The following is a 15,590-nucleotide window of genomic DNA, read 5'->3' on the forward strand; positions in this document are numbered from 1 at the left end:
CCGCTGCCCAAGGTGCTGGAGCGCGAGGAGATCGAGCGCCTGCTGGCCGCCGCGACGGCCAAGGACGGGGCGCAGGGTCTGCGCCTGACCTGTATCATCGAGCTGATCTACGCCTCGGGCCTGCGGATTTCGGAGTTGCTAGCCCTGCCGCTGTCGGCCCTGGCGCGCGATCCGAGCTACCTGATCGTCAAAGGGAAGGGCGGCAAGGAGCGGCTCGCGCCCCTGAACGACGCGGCCCGCACCGCCGTGAAGGCCTATCTCGTCGAGCGGCCGAGCTTCCTGCCAAAGGGGGCGAAGGACAGTCCGTGGCTGTTCCCCTCGCGTGGCGCGTCCGGCCGCCTGACTGCCCGCCGCGTCGGCCAGCTGCTGGAAGACGCCGCCCTCGCCGCCGGGATCGACCGCGAGAAGGTCAGCCCGCATGTGCTGCGCCACGCCTTCGCCACCCACCTGCTGGAAGGCGGCGCCGACCTGAGAGTCATCCAGACCCTGCTTGGCCACGCCGATATCGCCACGACCCAGATCTACACCCACGTGGCCGGCGAGCACTTGGCGCATGTCGTCCAGACCAAGCATCCGCTGGGGCGGAAGAAGACATAGGCTCGCGAGATAAATCGCCGCCGCCGCGTTGACGTCGGCGGGGAAAGCCTTAGGGAAAGCCCACACAGTTTTTACGGGTTTGCCGTGTGGCCGCCCGATCCGAGAGGCGCCCATGAGCGAAGAGACCCGCGACTCCAACGGAACCCTGCTGGCCGACGGCGACACCGTCACCCTGATCAAGGACCTCAAGGTCAAGGGCTCGGGCGGCGTGACCCTAAAGCGCGGCACGGTGGTCAAGAAGATCCGCCTGACCGGCGACCCCGACGAGATCGAAGCCAATGTCGACAAGGTCAAAGGGCTCGTGCTGCGCACCGAGTTCGTGAAGAAGGCGTAAGTTGTAGGTCCTCCGCGAGTCGCCTTATCTGCGAGGCGTTTCGGGGGACTTTCCATGATCAAGACGTCGGACTGGGTATATCCGGTCGAGCTGGGCGAGCATCGCTTCCTGCATCCGGGCAAACTGCGCTGGCTGCGCGCCCTGGCCTGGGCCGTCGGCCTGTTCTTCCTGGTCGCCCTGACGGCGTTCACCAGCGCCGAAGCGCTGGGCAAGCTGTGGCCCAAGACCTTCGGGCCGGGCCAGCTGTTTGCCCATATCGCCGGCTCGGTGATCGGGCTCTGCGTCTATGGCCTGGCCGTCTGGCTGGCCGAGGGGCGCAAGGCTTCCGAGCTGGCCTTGAAGCCGCTGCTGCCGCAGCTGCTCGCGGGCCTGGCCCTCGGGGCCGCGATGTTCGCGGCCGTGATGGGGATCATGGCCGTCGGCGGCCTCTACGACATCAAGACCTTAAGCGCCGCGCCCGCCTGGATCGCGCTGGGCAACGCCGTGCAGTCGGGCGTGGTCGAGGAGCTGATGATCCGCGCCGTCCTGCTGCGCCTGGTCTGGCGGGCGTTCGGTCCGTGGGTCGCCTTCGCCGTCTCGGCCGCCCTGTTCGGCTTTGGCCACATCGGCAATCCCAACGCCACGGTGTTCGCGGCGATCGCCATCGCCCTGGAGGCCGGCATCATGTTGGGCGCCTTCTACGCCCTGACCGGGCGTCTATGGATGTCGATCGGCGTCCACGCGGCCTGGAACTTCACGCAAGGGTACGTCTTCGGCGCGGCGGTGTCGGGCGGCAATTTCGGTCCGGCCATGGCCAACAGCGTGGCGCGTCCGCTCAAGCCCGAGTGGCTGACCGGCGGCCCGTTCGGTCCGGAGGCCTCGGCCCCGGCCCTGATCGTCTGCACGATCGTCGGCCTGGTCGTCACCTGGATGGCCTGGCGCGCCGGGCAGTTTTCGAAGAAGGCGTAGCTTAACCTCGCCGCGTTAGGCTGGTCCCGAGAGGTCAGAAGACCGGACGGGGCTGAAAGCCATGGTGAGCGCGGCGGGGCAGGCGGGACCGATGGTCCTGGCCGCTTACGGCAAGACGATTGGGCTGGTCGCTCCGGAGGCGTCGAAGGACGACGTCCCGGCGGCGAAGAAGAGCCCCGAGGCCGAGGCGCTGGATCGCCTGAAGAGCGACATGCGCGCCAACCGCAAGACCCAGATCGGCGACGCCAAAGGCCGCGCCCGGGCCAAGCTGCAGCAGGTCATCGACAAGATGAAGATGCTGAAGAAGCTCTATGCGGGCGACCCCAAGGCCATGGCCAAGGCGCTGGCCGCCGTGGCCAAGGAGCTGCAGGGCGCGGTCAAGGACTACGGCAAGGCGGCCAAGGACGCCGGCGAGCTGTTCAAGGCCGACTTCGCCGCCGCGCCCGACGCCTCCCTGACCCCCGACCAGCAGGCCAGCGCCCGCCAGGACCTGGAAGACCAGGCCAAGACCGAGGCCAGCGGCGACATGGACTTCATCAAGAGCGTCCGCGACCTCAGCAAGGCGCTGAAGGACGAGCTGCAGACCGCCAAGACCAAGGGCGTCCTGACCCAGCCGGGCAAGTTCGAACGCTCCGACGAGGTCAAGGATGCCGAGGAGGGGCTGAAGGACCTCGACCAGATGACCGAGGATTTGGATCAGCAGATCCGGCGCGACATGCCGCCGGGGAGCTTGATGAAGCTGGCGGCCTGAACTCTCCTCCCCCTCTGGGGGAGGTGGCCCGGAGGGCCGGAGGGGGCAGCGCGGCCTCTACGGGGAAGCCCCCTCAGTCGCTCCGCGACAGCTCCCCCAGAAGGGGAGCAGATTCACGCCTTCACTCCCCCCGGAACGCCCGCTCGATCGCCGCGACGTCGATCTTCTTCATGGTCATCATCGCCTGGAACGCGCGGCCGGCCGCCTCGCGGTCGGGGCTGGTGGTCGCCTGGATCAGCTGCTTGGGCGTCACCTGCCACGACAGGCCGAAGGGGTCCTTCAGCCAGCCGCACTGGCTCTCCTGGCCGCCATTGGCCGTCAGGGCGTTCCAGTAGTGGTCGACCTCGTCCTGGCCGTCGCAGTCGATGACGAACGAGAACGCCTCGGTCAGCTTGAAGGTCGGGCCGGCGTTCATGGCCGTGACCTTCTGGCCGTCGATCTCGAACTGGACGATCATCACCTTGCCGGTCTCGCCGCCGTCCTGGCCGTCGGCGGGATAGCGGGCGACGTGGTTGATCTTCGAGTTCGGGAAGGTCGCGACATAGAGCTTGGCGGCGTCCTCGGCCTGGTGGTCGAACCACAGGAACGGCGTGATCTTGGGCATGGGGTTTCCTCCGTTGTCGTGAGCCTAGGACGGTTGGACGACAGCCGTTCCGACATCGGTTGAAAGAAAGATTGGCTGTCGCGACGGGAAGATTGCCTGATCCTCCACATCGGCGCGATGGCCCTGGGCTTGCCGCGCCCGGAGCCCATCTTCATGCTCACCCCACAGCAAGGAGCTTTCCCATGAAGACGCGCAAACTCGGCTACGGCCTCGAGGTCTCGGCCATCGGTCTCGGCTGCATGGGCATGGGCCAGGTCTACGGCACCGCGCTCGAAGCCGGCGACGCCCACAAGGTGCTGGCCAAGGCCGTCGAGCTGGGCGTGACCTTCTTCGACACCGCCGAGGTCTACGGCCCCTACGAGAACGAGATCCTGGTCGGCGCGGGCCTCAAGCCCTTCCGTGACAAGGTCGTGATCGCCACCAAGTTCGGCTTCGACATCGCGCCGGAAGGCACGGGCGAGGGCTTCAGCCGCATGCGCGGCACCGACAGCCGCCCCGAGCACATCCGCGCCGTGGCCGAGGCCTCGCTGAAGCGCCTGGGCATCGAGACCATCGACCTGTTCTACCAGCACCGCGTCGATCCGAACGTGCCGATCGAGGACGTGGCCGGCACGGTCAAGGACCTGATCGCCGAGGGCAAGGTCAAGCATTTCGGCCTCTCCGAAGCCGGCGCGGCGACCATCCGCAAGGCCCACGCGGTGCAGCCGGTCGCGGCCCTGCAGAGCGAATATTCGCTGTGGTTCCGCGAGCTGGAGGCCGAGATCCTGCCGACCCTGCGCGAGCTGGGCATTGGCCTCGTCCCCTACAGCCCGCTGGGCCGGGGCTTCCTGACCGGGTCGCTGAAGAGCGATCTGGCCGACAACGACTTCCGCCGCAACCTGCCGCGCTTCCGGGGCGACGCCCTGGCCAAGAACCTCGGCCTGGTCGAGGCCCTGACCCAGATCGCTGGCGAGAAGGGCGTCACGGCCGCCCAGCTGGCGCTGTCGTGGATCCTGCACCAGGGCGAAAACATCGCCCCGATCCCGGGCACGACCAAGATCGCGCGGCTGGAGGAGAACATCGGCGCGGTGGACGTGACGCTGTCGGCCGACGACCTGACGCGGATCGCGGCGGCGGTGCCGGAGACGGCGATCGAGGGCGACCGGTATACGGCGGCCGGCATGGCGATGGTGGGGCGGTAATCAAAGCAGTGACACGGCATGTCCGGCAAAAGTCGGACATGCCGGACTGACGCTCATCGAGGGTGATGATAGGGATCACGCCATGTTGGCGAAACTATCCCTGACCTACGAATATGACAGCGATCCGGACGAGAGTTTCGGCCGCCTGACCGTCGCCGTCGACGCTGCTGGATTCGCAGGCGCCGGGGCGATGTGGGTCCAGTGGCAGGACTTGGAGGAGTTGTCCGTCGCCTTGTTGAAATTTCCGCTGGAGCCGGTGACGTTCAGGCGAGGTTTCAATCATATGAAAGGCGACGATCTGAGGATCGCGCTCGCCTTCGTCCAGGCCAATGCACGCGGCGAGATTGGGGTGGTCGTTACGGTGGCGGACTATCTTGAACCTAGCCGGCGGCTGACGACCGATTTCCTGGCCCATTATCCGCAGCTGGAGCACTTTAGCCGAGCGATCTCACGAATGCTGGAGCAGCGGGAAGGAAGCGCTGTGCTCGAGGGTTTTTGCCCTAGTGCTTGATTAGCGCCGCCGTCGCCTACAACATTTCACCCCATGGCCGCCAACCCGCTCCGCACGCTCGATTCCTTCGAACTCCTGAAGCTGGGCAAGGCGTCCGTGACCGTCGGAGGCCTCGCCGCCGGGCTGCTGATCGTGGCCGTCGCCCTGTTCGCCGCTCGGCTGAGCGCGGCCGGTCTGCGCAGGCTCCGCGAGCGAGCGGCCGGCGACGCGGCCTCGCTCTACATCGTCGAGAAGGTCCTGACCTACGGCCTGGTGGTCATCGGGGTGACGGTGGGCCTGTCGACCATGGGGCTGGACCTGACCTCGCTGGCGGTGTTCGCCGGCGCCGTGGGCGTCGGTGTGGGCCTCGGCCTGCAAGGCATCATCAAGGACTTCGCCTCGGGCGTCAGTCTGGTGTTCGAGCGGCTGGTGGCGGTGGGCGATTTCGTCGAGCTGCCCAATGGCGGGCGCGGCGTGGTCCACGAGATCGGCCCGCGCGCTACCCGCATCCGCACCAACGACAGCACCGACATCATCGTGCCCAACTCGGTGCTGGTGAACGACCAGGTGATCAACTGGACCCTGCGCAACACCAACCGCCGCCTGCGGGTGCCGTTCGTCGCCGCCTTCGGGGCCGACAAGACCAAGGTGCGCGACGCGGTGCTGAAGGCCGCCAAGGCCGCGCCCTACACCTCGCCCGACGACGCCGTGCGCCGCGCCCAGGTCTGGCTGGTCGGCTATGGCGAGAGCAGCCTGAAGTTCGAGCTGGTGGTCTGGCCGACCGTCGAGGCCGTGCGCCGGCCGGCGGCGATCTATGCGGCCTATACCTGGCTGATCGACGATGCTTTGCGCGGGGCGGGGATCGAAATCCCCTATCCGCAGCGCGACATCCGTGTGCGCGGCCTGTTCGGCGAAGAGGGTGAGGACGCCCTCACCAGCCTCAAGCTGGAACCCGCCGCACGCCGCCGCAAGGCCGCCAAGGTGGCCAAGCCCGGCTCCAGCAACGACGCCGCCGCCGATCTGGAGCGCGTGGACCCGGAAGAGATGCCGAACCCGCCGACTCCGCCGCCGACCGCGAAGACTTGACCTGACTTCCGCGTCGCAGCAGTCTTTTCGCAACTGCGAAAATAACCCTAGTTCCGCTCATCCCCGCGAAAGCGGGGAACCAAGCTGAAGATCAGGCGCGTCCTCGGTCGGCTCTGCTTGGGTCCCCGCTTTCGCGGGGATGAGCGGTGTCGAGGGACGGGGAGAAAGACCAAATGAAAACCGCGCGCGGCTTTTTCAAACCCTTGGCGATCGGCGCGCCGACGCCCTATCGGGAACTCCCCGCCCGCGTCGAGCGGATGATCCACTTCGTGCCGCCGCACCTGGACAAGGTCCGCGCCAAGGTCGCCGAGATCGCCCCGACCGTCGATGTCATCCTGGCCAATCTCGAGGACGCCATTCCCGCCGACGCCAAGGGCGCGGCCCTGGCCGGGCTGGTGGCGATGTCGCGCGAGGTCGACTTCAAGGCCCTGGGCGTCGGGTTCTGGGTCCGGATCAACTGCCTGAACTCGCCCTGGCACCTGGATGAGGTGGCCACCATCGTCGAGAAGGCCGGCGACAAGATCGACGTGATCATGGTCCCCAAGGTCGAGGGGCCGTGGGACATCTTCTACATGGACCAGCTCCTGGCCTCGCTGGAGGCCAAGCATGGGGTGACCCGGCCGATCCTGCTGCACGCCATCCTGGAGACGGCCGAAGGCGTGATGAACGTCGAGGCCATCGCGGCGGCCAGCCCTCGGATGCAGGGGATTTCGCTGGGTCCTGCGGACCTGGCGGCGAGCCGGGCGATGAAGACCACCCGAGTCGGCGGCGGACATCCGGGCTATCGGGTGGTTGAGGATCCGCATACGGATGGATCGCCGCGCGCCTCGGTGCAGCAGGACCTCTGGCACTACACCTTCGCCAAGATGGTCGACGCCTGCGCGGCCCACGGCATCAAGCCGTTCTACGGCCCGTTCGGGGCGATCGACGATCCGGTGGCCTGCGAGCAGCAGTTCAGGAACGCGTTCCTGATGGGGTGTGCTGGGGCGTGGAGCCTGCATCCCAGCCAGATCGAGATCGCGAAAAGGGTGTTCAGTCCGGACCCGGCCGAGGTGGCCTTCGCGCGGCGTATTCTCGAGGCCATGCCGGATGGGACGGGCGTGGCGATGATCGACGGCAAGATGCAGGACGACGCCACCTGGAAGCAGGCCAAGGTGATGGTCGATTGCGCGCGGCAGATCGCGGGGAAGGATGCGGAGTACGCGGGGCTGTACGGGCTTTAGGGCGGCACTGGCCCCTCCACCGCCGTTCCGGCGGTCCCCCTCCCCCAAAAGGGGGAGGAGAGAAAGGCCCCACGACGGAGGCGCTTGCTTCTCCGCCCCGCTTGGGGGCGGACAGACCGCGTAGCGGTCAGGTGGGGGTCTGTGCTGAGCTACTCGCCCCCCACCGTCGTCACAACCCGCGCCCCCGTCGTCAGCAACCGATGGATCGGGCACCGGTCCGCGATCTCGAACAGCCGCTCGCGCTGTTCCTCGTTCAGATTGCCCTCGATCGTGATCACCCGCTCGAAGCGCTCGGGCGGGGTCACGCCGGTGTCGAAGTGCGAGAACACCTCGACGTGCATGGCGCTGATGTCCCAGTTCTTGCGGTTGGCGTAGAGCCGCAGGGTCTGGCTGGTGCAGGCCGCCAGGCCCGCGGCGACCAGTTCGTGCGGGTCCGGGCCCAGGTCCAGGCCGCCTTGCGCCACCGAGATGTCGGCGACGATGGTCGAGGGGCCGGCCGTGACGAAGGTCTGCAGCACCCCGGTGCCGGTGTCCGTGGCGGTGGCGAACGGGCGGGTGGGGGCTTCGGTCATGGCGGGATCCTCAAAACAACGCGTGGAAACTCGTCCTTCCTAGTCCGTCCGGCAAGGCCGCGCTTGGACGTTTACGCGGTGGGCGTCAGCACGAAGTCCGGCTCGTGGTCCGGCCCGAGCGTGATCGACGCGCGGGGGATCACCGGCCGGTCGCTGGCCATCGCCACCTTGAACCGCGCCAGCACGCCGGCCAGCACGATCTGCGCCTCGGCCAGGGCGAAGCCCGCCCCGATGCAGACGCGCGGCCCCGCGCCGAACGGCATGAAGGCCTCGATGCTCCACGGATGGGCGTGGTCGATGAAGCGGTCGGGACGGAAGGCGGTCGGGGCCTCCCACAGCTTGCGGTGCCGGTGCATGACCCACGGGCTGATGGTGACCATGCAGCCCGGGACGACCTCGCAGCCCGCGACCACGTCGGCCTCCTGCGCCTGGCGGGCGATCATCGGGGCGGTCGGGTAGAGCCGCAGGGTCTCGAACAGCACCGAGCGCAGCAGCGGCCAGGCCTTGAGGTCGTCCAGGCTGGTCACCCGCTCGGCCGGGAAGGCGATGACCTCGGCCCGCACGCGGTCCTGGGTCGCCGGATCGAGCGCCAGCAGGTAGGTCGCCCAGAACAGCAGCCGCGAGGTGGTCTCGAAGCCGGCGGCCAGCATCGAGCTGCACTGGTCGCGGATTTCCTGGTCGGGCAGGGGCGAGCCGTCCTCGTTGCGGGCGGCCAGCAGGCGGTCGAGCATGTCGAGCACCTCGGCGTGCGGGTTCGTCCGCCGCTCCTCGATCAGAGCGTCGACCGCCTTGAACCACTGCGCGCCCATCCGCCGCCGGTCGCCGTCCAGGAAGGTCAGGTCGTCGGCGCCCTTGGCCATGAAGTCGAAGAGCTTGAAGTGCGCCGGGCCTTCCATGTAGCGGCGGGCCAGGTCGGCCAGCACTGCGCCCTCGGCGTCGGCCCGGCGCGAGAACAGGGCGCGCAGCACAGCGTCCAGTGTGGCGCGGTGGAAATCCTGGGCGAGGTTGGCGCGACCCCGGCCCTCCAGCGCCTCGACCAGCCCCGCGCCGGCGGCGACGAAGTGGGGCAGCAGGCCGCCGGTCGCGGCGGGGGTGAAGACAGGGGCCAGGCTCTTGCGCTGCCGCCGCCAGGTCTCGCCCTCGGACATCAGCACGCCCTCGCCGACCAGGGGCTTGAGCGAGCGGGCGGCCTTCACCGGCCGCATGTACTTGGGCGAGGTCAGGACGTGGCGCGCGCCAGCGGGGTCGTTGAGGAACAGGCCCGGCTGGCCCATGAACAGGTAGGGCGCGGCGAGGCTCTCATAGTCCTCCTCGCAATACGCTCCGATCAGGCTGCGGCCCATCTCCCAGGCGACGCGGAACTGGCCCAGTGGGGTGACGCCCAGCGGACTCGCATGGATCTTCGGCGCGGGAGGAATGAGCGGCGCGGAAAGGACAGTCGTGTCCATGAGGCGGCCTTCCGGTATGCGGGACCCCTTTTGGATCCCTACCGGAAGCGGAGCTTAGGCGCGCTCAGGTTGCGATGCAATAATTCATCGCTTGAAGAAAACTAAGCGGCCACGGCCCGAAGCGGCGAGATGTCGAACACCCGCTGCGACCCGCGCCAGACTTCGACGAAGTCACAGCGGCGGTGCATGTCCAGTAGTTCGAAAGCTCTCGCGCGCGCCGCAGAGTCGTCGGCGCAGGGCGTGACGTCGAAACGCGGAACCGAGCCATCGGACTCGACGCAGAAAAAGGTAAACACCTGCATGGGCACTACGCGCTCTCTACAGGCGGGGCCGCGCACGTTCGATGGCGGGGGCCGCGGGGGCGCAAGTCGTCTTCCGCGACCTGCTACATAAGAACATAGGACTCTATGTCGCGATTCACCAGAGCAGAGAGTCTCGATTCGAGACTCACCTGTGAACCGCACCTTCGAGCCTGTGGATAAAACCCGGCTGATTCATGACGGTTCCCGGCCTGAATCTGGCCCCTTTCCCTTGAGGGATTCCGCCACTAGGTTCGCACCCTTTCCTCAACGGCGACGTTTAAGAGTCCATGGCCGCCCATTATCTCGATTTCGAACGCCCAATCGCTGACCTGGAAAGCAAAATCGAGGAGCTGAGCAAGCTCTCCGAGACCGCTGGACCGGGTGCGTTCGACCTCGAGATTCAAGCCCTCCGAGACCGCGCGCAGGAGCTGCGCAAGGAGGCCTACGCCAACCTCGACGCGTGGCAGAAGACGATGGTCGCGCGGCATCCGCAGCGGCCTCACCTGCGTGATTATGTCGCGGGTCTGATCGACGAGTTCGTCGAGCTGCGCGGCGACCGCAAGTTCGCTGACGACCAGGCGATCGTCGGGGGCCTGGGTCGCTTCCGCGGCCAGCCGGTCGTGGTGATGGGCCACGAGAAGGGCCACGACACCACCACGCGCCTGAAGCACAACTTCGGCATGGCCCGCCCGGAAGGCTACCGTAAGGCCGTGCGCCTGATGGACATGGCCGAGCGCTTCAGCCTGCCGGTCATCACCTTCGTCGACACCGCCGGCGCCTATCCGGGCCTCGGCGCCGAGGAGCGCGGCCAGGCCGAGGCCATCGCCCGCTCGACGGAACGCTGCCTGACCCTGGAAGTCCCGATGGTCGCCACCATCGTCGGCGAAGGCGGCAGCGGCGGGGCCATCGCCCTCGCCGGCGCCAACCGCGTGCTGATCCTGGAGCACTCGATCTATTCGGTGATCTCGCCGGAAGGCGCGGCCTCGATCCTGTGGCGCGACGGCGCCCGGGCCAAGGACGCGGCCACCAACATGCGCATCACCGCCCAGGACCTGATCAAGCTGGGCATCGTCGACCGCATCATCGAAGAGCCAGCCGGCGGCGCCCACTCCAACAGCGACGTGGCCATCCAGGCCGTCGGCGACGCGGTCGAGGACGAGCTGAAGGCCATGGCCCAGATGAGCGCCGCCCAGCTGAAGAAGCAGCGCGCCGAGCGCTTCTACGCCATCGGTCGCACGGGCCTGCAGTAGGGCTTCAGCAGAAAATTCGCGGCGGCGGCGTCACATCCGCCGCCGTTGTCTCGTCCTAGCTTCCGAAGGGCCACTTCCAGGCCCCGAACGGAGCTTACGACCATGGGCGACACCGCCGCCTTCCGCCACGACCAGAACGTTCCCGAGGTCTACAAGGCCTTCCTTGCCGCCGAGATGGCCATCCGAACGGCGGGCATTCCGTCGGGCCTGAAGCACCTGATCTATCTGCGCGTCTCGCAGCTGAACGACTGCGCCTACTGCGTGAAGATGCACAGCCACGAGGCGCGTCAGGACGGCGAGACCAATGAGCGCCTCGACCGTCTGGTCGTCTGGCGCCACGTCGAGGACTTCTCCGCCGCCGAGAAGGCCGCCCTGGCCTGGGCCGAGGCCCTGACCCGCCTGCCGCAGCCGGAAGGCTTCGCCCCGCTGCGCGCCGCCCTGCGCGAGCACTGGACCGACCAGCAGGCCAGCGCCCTGACGACCATCGTCGCCATGATCAACCTCTGGAACCGCCTGGGCGTTTCGAGCCATTAGACAGGTGCGGCGGCGAAGGGCCCCGTCCTGTGGAGTTCCAGATGATCCGTCTCTTCGCCGCCGCCCTGCTGTTGGCCGGCGTGGCCGCTTCCGCTGTCCACGCCGAGCCGAAGTTCACGCCCGGATATCAGAAGTGCCTGGCCGCGCCGTCTGGCCAGAGCACCGCCGGCATGATCGATTGCATCGGCGCCGAGCTGAAGATCCAGGACGCCCGCCTGAACCGCGCCTACCAGGCCGCCCAGAAGCGCATGACCCTGCCGCGCCAGAAGGCGGCCCTCACCAAGGCCCAGCGCGCCTGGATCGCCTTCCGCGACGCCGACTGCGCCAGCCGCTACGACGAGGCCTGGGGCACGCTGAGCCGCATCACGGCCAACAGCTGCGTGCTGGACCGCACCGCCGAGCGCGCCGACGATCTGGACGCGTTCCAGGGCGAGCAGTGAGCTCTAGGAAGCTGCTCCCCCGCTGGGGGAGCTGTCGCGGAGCGACTGAGGGGGCATCTGGGCATAGGCCGCGCGGGGGGGGGGGGGGGGGGGGGCGGGGGGGGGGGGGGGGGCCCAGCGCGGCCTCGATCCAGCTCGCCCCCTCCGTCGGCTCCGCCGACACCTCCCCCGCAACGCGGGGGAGGATCTAGCCGCTAGACCGCGCCTTCCTCGATCAAGAACGCTTTCAGCGCTTCCCTATCCACGTCCTTCGCCACGAACGCGTCGCCGATGCCGCGCACCAGCACGAAGGTCAGCTTGCCGCCCTCGGCCTTCTTGTCCTGGCCGCAATGGGCGACCAGGGCGTCGGCGTTGAAGGGCTCCGCCCGCACATCCACCATCGTCGTCGGCAGCCCCGCCGCCTTGATCGCCGCCACGGCGCGGACCGCATCCTGGCTCGGGCACAGGCCCTGCCGCACCGAGAACCGGAACGCCTGGGCCATGCCCACGCCCACCGCCTCGCCGTGCTTCAGGGCGTCGCCAAAGCCCATCTCGGCCTCGATCGCGTGGCCGAAGGTGTGGCCGAGGTTCAGCAGGGCGCGGCGACCGGCTTCCTTCTCGTCCTCCTCGACGATCTCGGCCTTCATCTCCACCGAGCGGCCGACCGCGCGGACCAGGGCGTCGACGTCGCGCTCCAGGACCTTGGCGACGTTGGTTTCCAGCCACTCGAAGAAGGCGAAGTCGCCCAGCAGGCCGTACTTGACGATCTCGGCATAGCCGCAGGCCAGCTCACGGGCGGGCAGGGTGGCCAGGACGTCGAGGTCGGCCAGGACGAGGCGCGGCTGGTGGAAGGCGCCGATCAGATTCTTGCCGCGCGGGGTGTCGATGGCGGTCTTGCCGCCGACCGAGCTGTCGACCTGGGCCAGCAGGGTGGTCGGGACCTGCACGAAGTCGATGCCGCGCTTGTAGATCGCCGCCGCGAAGCCGGCCAGATCACCCACGACCCCGCCGCCGAACGCCACGATCTGGTCGCCGCGCTCCAGGCCCAGGGCCAGCAGGCGGTCGGAGAGGTCCTGCAGACCTTCGAAGCTCTTGCTCTCCTCGCCGGGCGGGATGGTGATGACATCGACCGCGACGCCGGCCTTTTCCAAAGAGACCGCCAGGCGCTCGCCGTGGTGCTCGCCGACATTGCTGTCGGTGACGATGGCCACGCGCTTGCGCTTGCCCAGCACCGGAGCGATCCGCGCGCCGGCCTGGTCGATCAGGCCCGGACCGATGACCACGTCATAGGCGCGCTCGCCCAGGCCGACGGGAACGGTGCGGATCATGGGAAGCTCCTACTGGTGGGCGCGCAGGGCGGTCAGGATGGCGTCGACCGCCACCCCGTGCGGCGTGTCGCCGGTCTGGACGTGGACCTGGGCCTCGGCATAGGCGGGATTGCGGACCTTGGCCAACTCGGTCAGCACCTGGACCGGGTCCTTGCCGCGCACCAGCGGCCGGTTGTCCTTGCGCGAGACCCGGCGGGCCAAGAGCTCGACATCGGCTTTCAGCCAGACCGACACGGCCTTGGCGTTGATCAGGGCGCGGGTCTCGGGATTGACGAACGCCCCGCCGCCGGTGGCCAGCACGTGCGGCGGCTCGTCCAGCAGGCGGCCGATCACCCGGCGCTCGCCGTCGCGGAAGGCCGACTCGCCCAGGTCGGCGAAAATCTCGGAGATCGAGCGGCCGGCGGCGGCCTCGACCTCGTTGTCGGCGTCGCGGAACGGCAATTCGAGAAAGTTCGCCAGGCGCCGTCCGACGCTGGATTTGCCGACGCCCATCAGCCCGACCAGCACGATCGTGCGCTGGCGCAGCGGGGCGAGTTCTTCAGGGGAAAGGACGGTGGCGGTCATGATGCGGTCGCGGGTTTACACGAGGCTTGGCCAAACCGCCAAGTTTGCGAGAACTCCGTGATGCGTCATAACCGGTCCATGGTCCTTTCGAAGCGTCTCTCGCAAGCCGTCGCGGTCTCCGCGCTCCTGCTCACGCCGGTCTTTGTCGCCGCTCAGGAGGAGGTCAAGGTCAAGAGCCTGGCCGCGCCCGACTACTTCTCCAGTCCCGTGGCCGACACCGGCATCGGCGGTGATCTGTGGAAGGACACCGCGCCCGACATCATGCGCGACGTCGTGCCGAAGCTGGCCGGGGCCAAGCCGCTGTCGCCGGCCTTCGCGAGCCTCGCCAAGCGCCTGCTCTCCACCGGCGCCAACGGCCCGGCGGGCGTGGGCGACAATATCGACATGGGCGCCGCGCGGGGCATGGCCCTGGTGGCGCTGGGCGAGGCCAAGGGCGCCAACGCCATCCTCGACCGCGCGACCGGCGCGCCGGGCAACGCCCCGCTGTCGCTGGCCACGGCCGAGGCGGCCCTGATCACCGGCGACGACGACAAGGCCTGCCGCACGCAGGACGCCCTGACCGTCGATCGCGGCGCGGCCTACTGGCTTCGCTTAAGGGCCTTCTGCCAGCTGAAGGCCGGCCAGAACGACGCCGCCCAGCTGACCTTCCAGCTGGCCCAGAATGCCACGAAGGACGCCGACTACGCCCGGCTGATGGGCGCGGCGCTGGCCGGTACGGCGCCGGGCGCGGCCAACCTGAAGAACGGCGTCAATTACGCCCTGTCGCGCCGCCTGAACCTGGATTTGCAATCGGCCGCCGCCATCGCCTCGGCCTCGCCGGCCCTGAAGCCCGTGCTGAAGCCCGCCGGCGGCGACCTGGCCGGCGTGTCGTCGGGCGCGGACCTGACGGCGCAGGAGGCCTCGGACCTGGCGTTCCTGCGCCAGGCCAAGACCGTGCCGGCCTTCGTCGAGGCCGCGCGCGCCTCGGCCGCCTCGATCGCCGCCCTGGCCGCCGCCGGCGCGCCCTTGCAGGACCCGGTGCTGATGGCCCGCGCGGCCGTCGCGGCCAGCGATGTCGCCAGCGCCCAGGCCATCCGTGGGCACCTGGTGCAGGACAGCATTCCCGGCGCTGGTCCAGCCGACCTGGCCATCCTCGACGCGTTGATCGCAGCCGCCTCGGGCAAGGTCGACAACCAGGTGCTGGGCGCCCTCGTGGCGCGCGGCGCCTCGGGCGGTGCGAAGTCGCCGGCCCAGCCGGCCGTTGTGCTGCTGTCCAGCCTGGGCGGGACCATGGACGCCGATGCGCGCACGCAGTTCGCCGCCTTCGACCTTCCCAAGCCCGCCGCCTCGGCCGCGCGGACGCAGGTGCTGGAAGACGCCGGGACCGCCAAGCGCAAGGGCGAGGCGGGCCTCTTGGCCCTGTCGATCGCCCTGGACGCCGGCGCGGCCGGCCCGCAGCCCGTCGACCGCGCCCGCATCGCCCGCGCCCTGAACCGCGCCGGCCTGACCGCCGACGCCCGCGCCATCGTCGTGGAAGGCATCCTGGGCCTGGCCTTCGTGAAATGAGTGGCCCCCTCCAATGAGTAGTAAGGGCGCGGGCTGGGTCGACGCCTTCCTGGAGATGATGGCCGTCGAGCGCGCCGCGGCCCGCAACACCCTGACCGCCTACGGCAAGGACCTGGAGGACGCTCGCGGCTTCCTCGGGCGCACGGGCCACGACCTGGACGACGCCGACGCCGAGACCATCGAGGCCTATTTCCAGGACCTCGGCGCGCGGGGCCTGTCGCCGGCCACCGCCGCCCGTCGCCGCTCGGCCGTGCGTCAGTTCTACCGCTTCGTGCTGGGCGAGACCTGGCGCACCGACGACCCCTCCCGCCGCGTCGCCGCGCCCAAGGCCGGCCGACCGCTGCCCAAGGTGCTGGAGCGCGAGGAGATCGAGCGCCTGCTGGCCGCCGCGACGGCCAAGGACGGGGCGCAGGG

Annotated in this window: 19 protein-coding genes; 13 read left to right on the forward strand and 6 right to left on the reverse strand. The window is 69.0% G+C overall.

Features of this window, described 5'->3' with window-relative positions; genetic code table 11:
* The 4 genes from AC07YH_RS25870 to AC07YH_RS25885 form a co-directional block, all read left to right on the forward strand.
* Window positions 1–597, forward strand: a 597-nt coding sequence (locus tag AC07YH_RS25870) for a tyrosine-type recombinase/integrase (RefSeq protein WP_494749764.1), incomplete at its 5' end; no start/stop codon positions are given.
* 112 nt (window positions 598–709) lie between these two features.
* Window positions 710–931: an alkylphosphonate utilization protein gene (locus AC07YH_RS25875; RefSeq protein WP_291871567.1), complete on the forward strand. Its 222-nt coding sequence runs from the start codon at window positions 710–712 to the stop codon at window positions 929–931.
* A 54-nt stretch (window positions 932–985) separates the two neighbouring features.
* Entirely contained in the window at window positions 986–1,879 is an 894-nt protein-coding gene (locus AC07YH_RS25880; protein ID WP_494749765.1) for a CPBP family intramembrane glutamic endopeptidase, read from the forward strand.
* A gap of 91 nt (window positions 1,880–1,970) precedes the next feature.
* A complete protein-coding gene (locus AC07YH_RS25885; RefSeq protein WP_494749766.1) occupies window positions 1,971–2,630 on the forward strand; it encodes a hypothetical protein in 660 nt (219 codons plus the stop codon).
* A 121-nt stretch (window positions 2,631–2,751) separates the two neighbouring features.
* Here the strand turns inward: AC07YH_RS25885 and AC07YH_RS25890 are convergent, their stop codons facing one another.
* Window positions 2,752–3,234 (reverse strand): VOC family protein, encoded by a 483-nt coding sequence (locus AC07YH_RS25890; protein ID WP_494749767.1) that lies wholly within the window; start codon window positions 3,232–3,234, stop codon window positions 2,752–2,754.
* Between the two features lie 182 nt (window positions 3,235–3,416).
* Between AC07YH_RS25890 and AC07YH_RS25895 the strand changes: the two genes are divergently transcribed.
* The 4 genes from AC07YH_RS25895 (at window position 3,417) to AC07YH_RS25910 (ending at window position 7,214) form a co-directional block, all read left to right on the forward strand.
* Entirely contained in the window at window positions 3,417–4,415 is a 999-nt protein-coding gene (locus AC07YH_RS25895; protein ID WP_494749768.1) for an aldo/keto reductase, read from the forward strand.
* A gap of 82 nt (window positions 4,416–4,497) precedes the next feature.
* Window positions 4,498–4,926, forward strand: coding sequence for a hypothetical protein (locus AC07YH_RS25900; protein ID WP_494749769.1), 429 nt, complete (start codon window positions 4,498–4,500; stop codon window positions 4,924–4,926).
* Between the two features lie 33 nt (window positions 4,927–4,959).
* On the forward strand, window positions 4,960–5,991 hold the full coding sequence (locus AC07YH_RS25905; protein ID WP_494749770.1) for a mechanosensitive ion channel family protein: 1,032 nt from the start codon (window positions 4,960–4,962) through the stop codon (window positions 5,989–5,991).
* 173 nt (window positions 5,992–6,164) lie between these two features.
* Complete coding sequence (locus AC07YH_RS25910) at window positions 6,165–7,214, forward strand: HpcH/HpaI aldolase/citrate lyase family protein (protein ID WP_494749771.1); 1,050 nt, start codon at window positions 6,165–6,167, stop codon at window positions 7,212–7,214.
* 149 nt (window positions 7,215–7,363) lie between these two features.
* Here AC07YH_RS25910 and AC07YH_RS25915 read toward each other — a convergent pair whose 3' ends face one another.
* The 3 genes from AC07YH_RS25915 to AC07YH_RS25925 form a co-directional block, all read right to left on the reverse strand.
* Window positions 7,364–7,786: an OsmC family protein gene (locus AC07YH_RS25915; RefSeq protein WP_494749772.1), complete on the reverse strand. Its 423-nt coding sequence runs from the start codon at window positions 7,784–7,786 to the stop codon at window positions 7,364–7,366.
* A gap of 71 nt (window positions 7,787–7,857) precedes the next feature.
* Complete coding sequence (locus AC07YH_RS25920; RefSeq protein ID WP_494749773.1) at window positions 7,858–9,234, reverse strand: cytochrome P450; 1,377 nt, start codon at window positions 9,232–9,234, stop codon at window positions 7,858–7,860.
* A gap of 101 nt (window positions 9,235–9,335) precedes the next feature.
* Window positions 9,336–9,536, reverse strand: coding sequence for a hypothetical protein (locus tag AC07YH_RS25925; protein ID WP_494623549.1), 201 nt, complete (start codon window positions 9,534–9,536; stop codon window positions 9,336–9,338).
* Window positions 9,537–9,823: 287 nt separating this feature from the next.
* Between AC07YH_RS25925 and AC07YH_RS25930 the strand changes: the two genes are divergently transcribed.
* From AC07YH_RS25930 to AC07YH_RS25940, 3 genes are all read left to right on the forward strand, one after another.
* On the forward strand, window positions 9,824–10,786 hold the full coding sequence (locus AC07YH_RS25930) for an acetyl-CoA carboxylase carboxyltransferase subunit alpha (protein ID WP_494623551.1): 963 nt from the start codon (window positions 9,824–9,826) through the stop codon (window positions 10,784–10,786).
* A 102-nt stretch (window positions 10,787–10,888) separates the two neighbouring features.
* On the forward strand, window positions 10,889–11,320 hold the full coding sequence (locus tag AC07YH_RS25935; protein ID WP_494749774.1) for a carboxymuconolactone decarboxylase family protein: 432 nt from the start codon (window positions 10,889–10,891) through the stop codon (window positions 11,318–11,320).
* 41 nt (window positions 11,321–11,361) lie between these two features.
* The gene (locus AC07YH_RS25940; protein WP_494749775.1) at window positions 11,362–11,760 is read left to right on the forward strand and encodes a lysozyme inhibitor LprI family protein; all 399 of its coding nucleotides are present in this window, start codon (window positions 11,362–11,364) and stop codon (window positions 11,758–11,760) included.
* Between the two features lie 194 nt (window positions 11,761–11,954).
* On the opposite strand, the gene aroB is transcribed toward AC07YH_RS25940, so the two are convergent.
* Window positions 11,955–13,067 carry a 3-dehydroquinate synthase gene (gene aroB, locus AC07YH_RS25945; RefSeq protein WP_494749776.1) on the reverse strand — a complete coding sequence of 371 codons (1,113 nt, stop codon included), beginning with the start codon at window positions 13,065–13,067 and terminating at the stop codon, window positions 11,955–11,957.
* Between the two features lie 9 nt (window positions 13,068–13,076).
* Complete coding sequence (locus AC07YH_RS25950; protein WP_494749777.1) at window positions 13,077–13,631, reverse strand: shikimate kinase; 555 nt, start codon at window positions 13,629–13,631, stop codon at window positions 13,077–13,079.
* A 78-nt stretch (window positions 13,632–13,709) separates the two neighbouring features.
* Between AC07YH_RS25950 and AC07YH_RS25955 the strand changes: the two genes are divergently transcribed.
* Together AC07YH_RS25955 and AC07YH_RS25960 are read left to right on the forward strand one after the other, a co-directional pair.
* A complete protein-coding gene (locus AC07YH_RS25955; protein WP_494749778.1) occupies window positions 13,710–15,176 on the forward strand; it encodes a hypothetical protein in 1,467 nt (488 codons plus the stop codon).
* A 13-nt stretch (window positions 15,177–15,189) separates the two neighbouring features.
* On the forward strand, window positions 15,190–15,590 hold a 401-nt coding region (locus AC07YH_RS25960), incomplete at its 3' end, for a site-specific integrase (protein WP_494749779.1).

It is taken from the genome of Caulobacter sp. GW456-12-1-14-TSB4 (assembly GCF_059424195.1).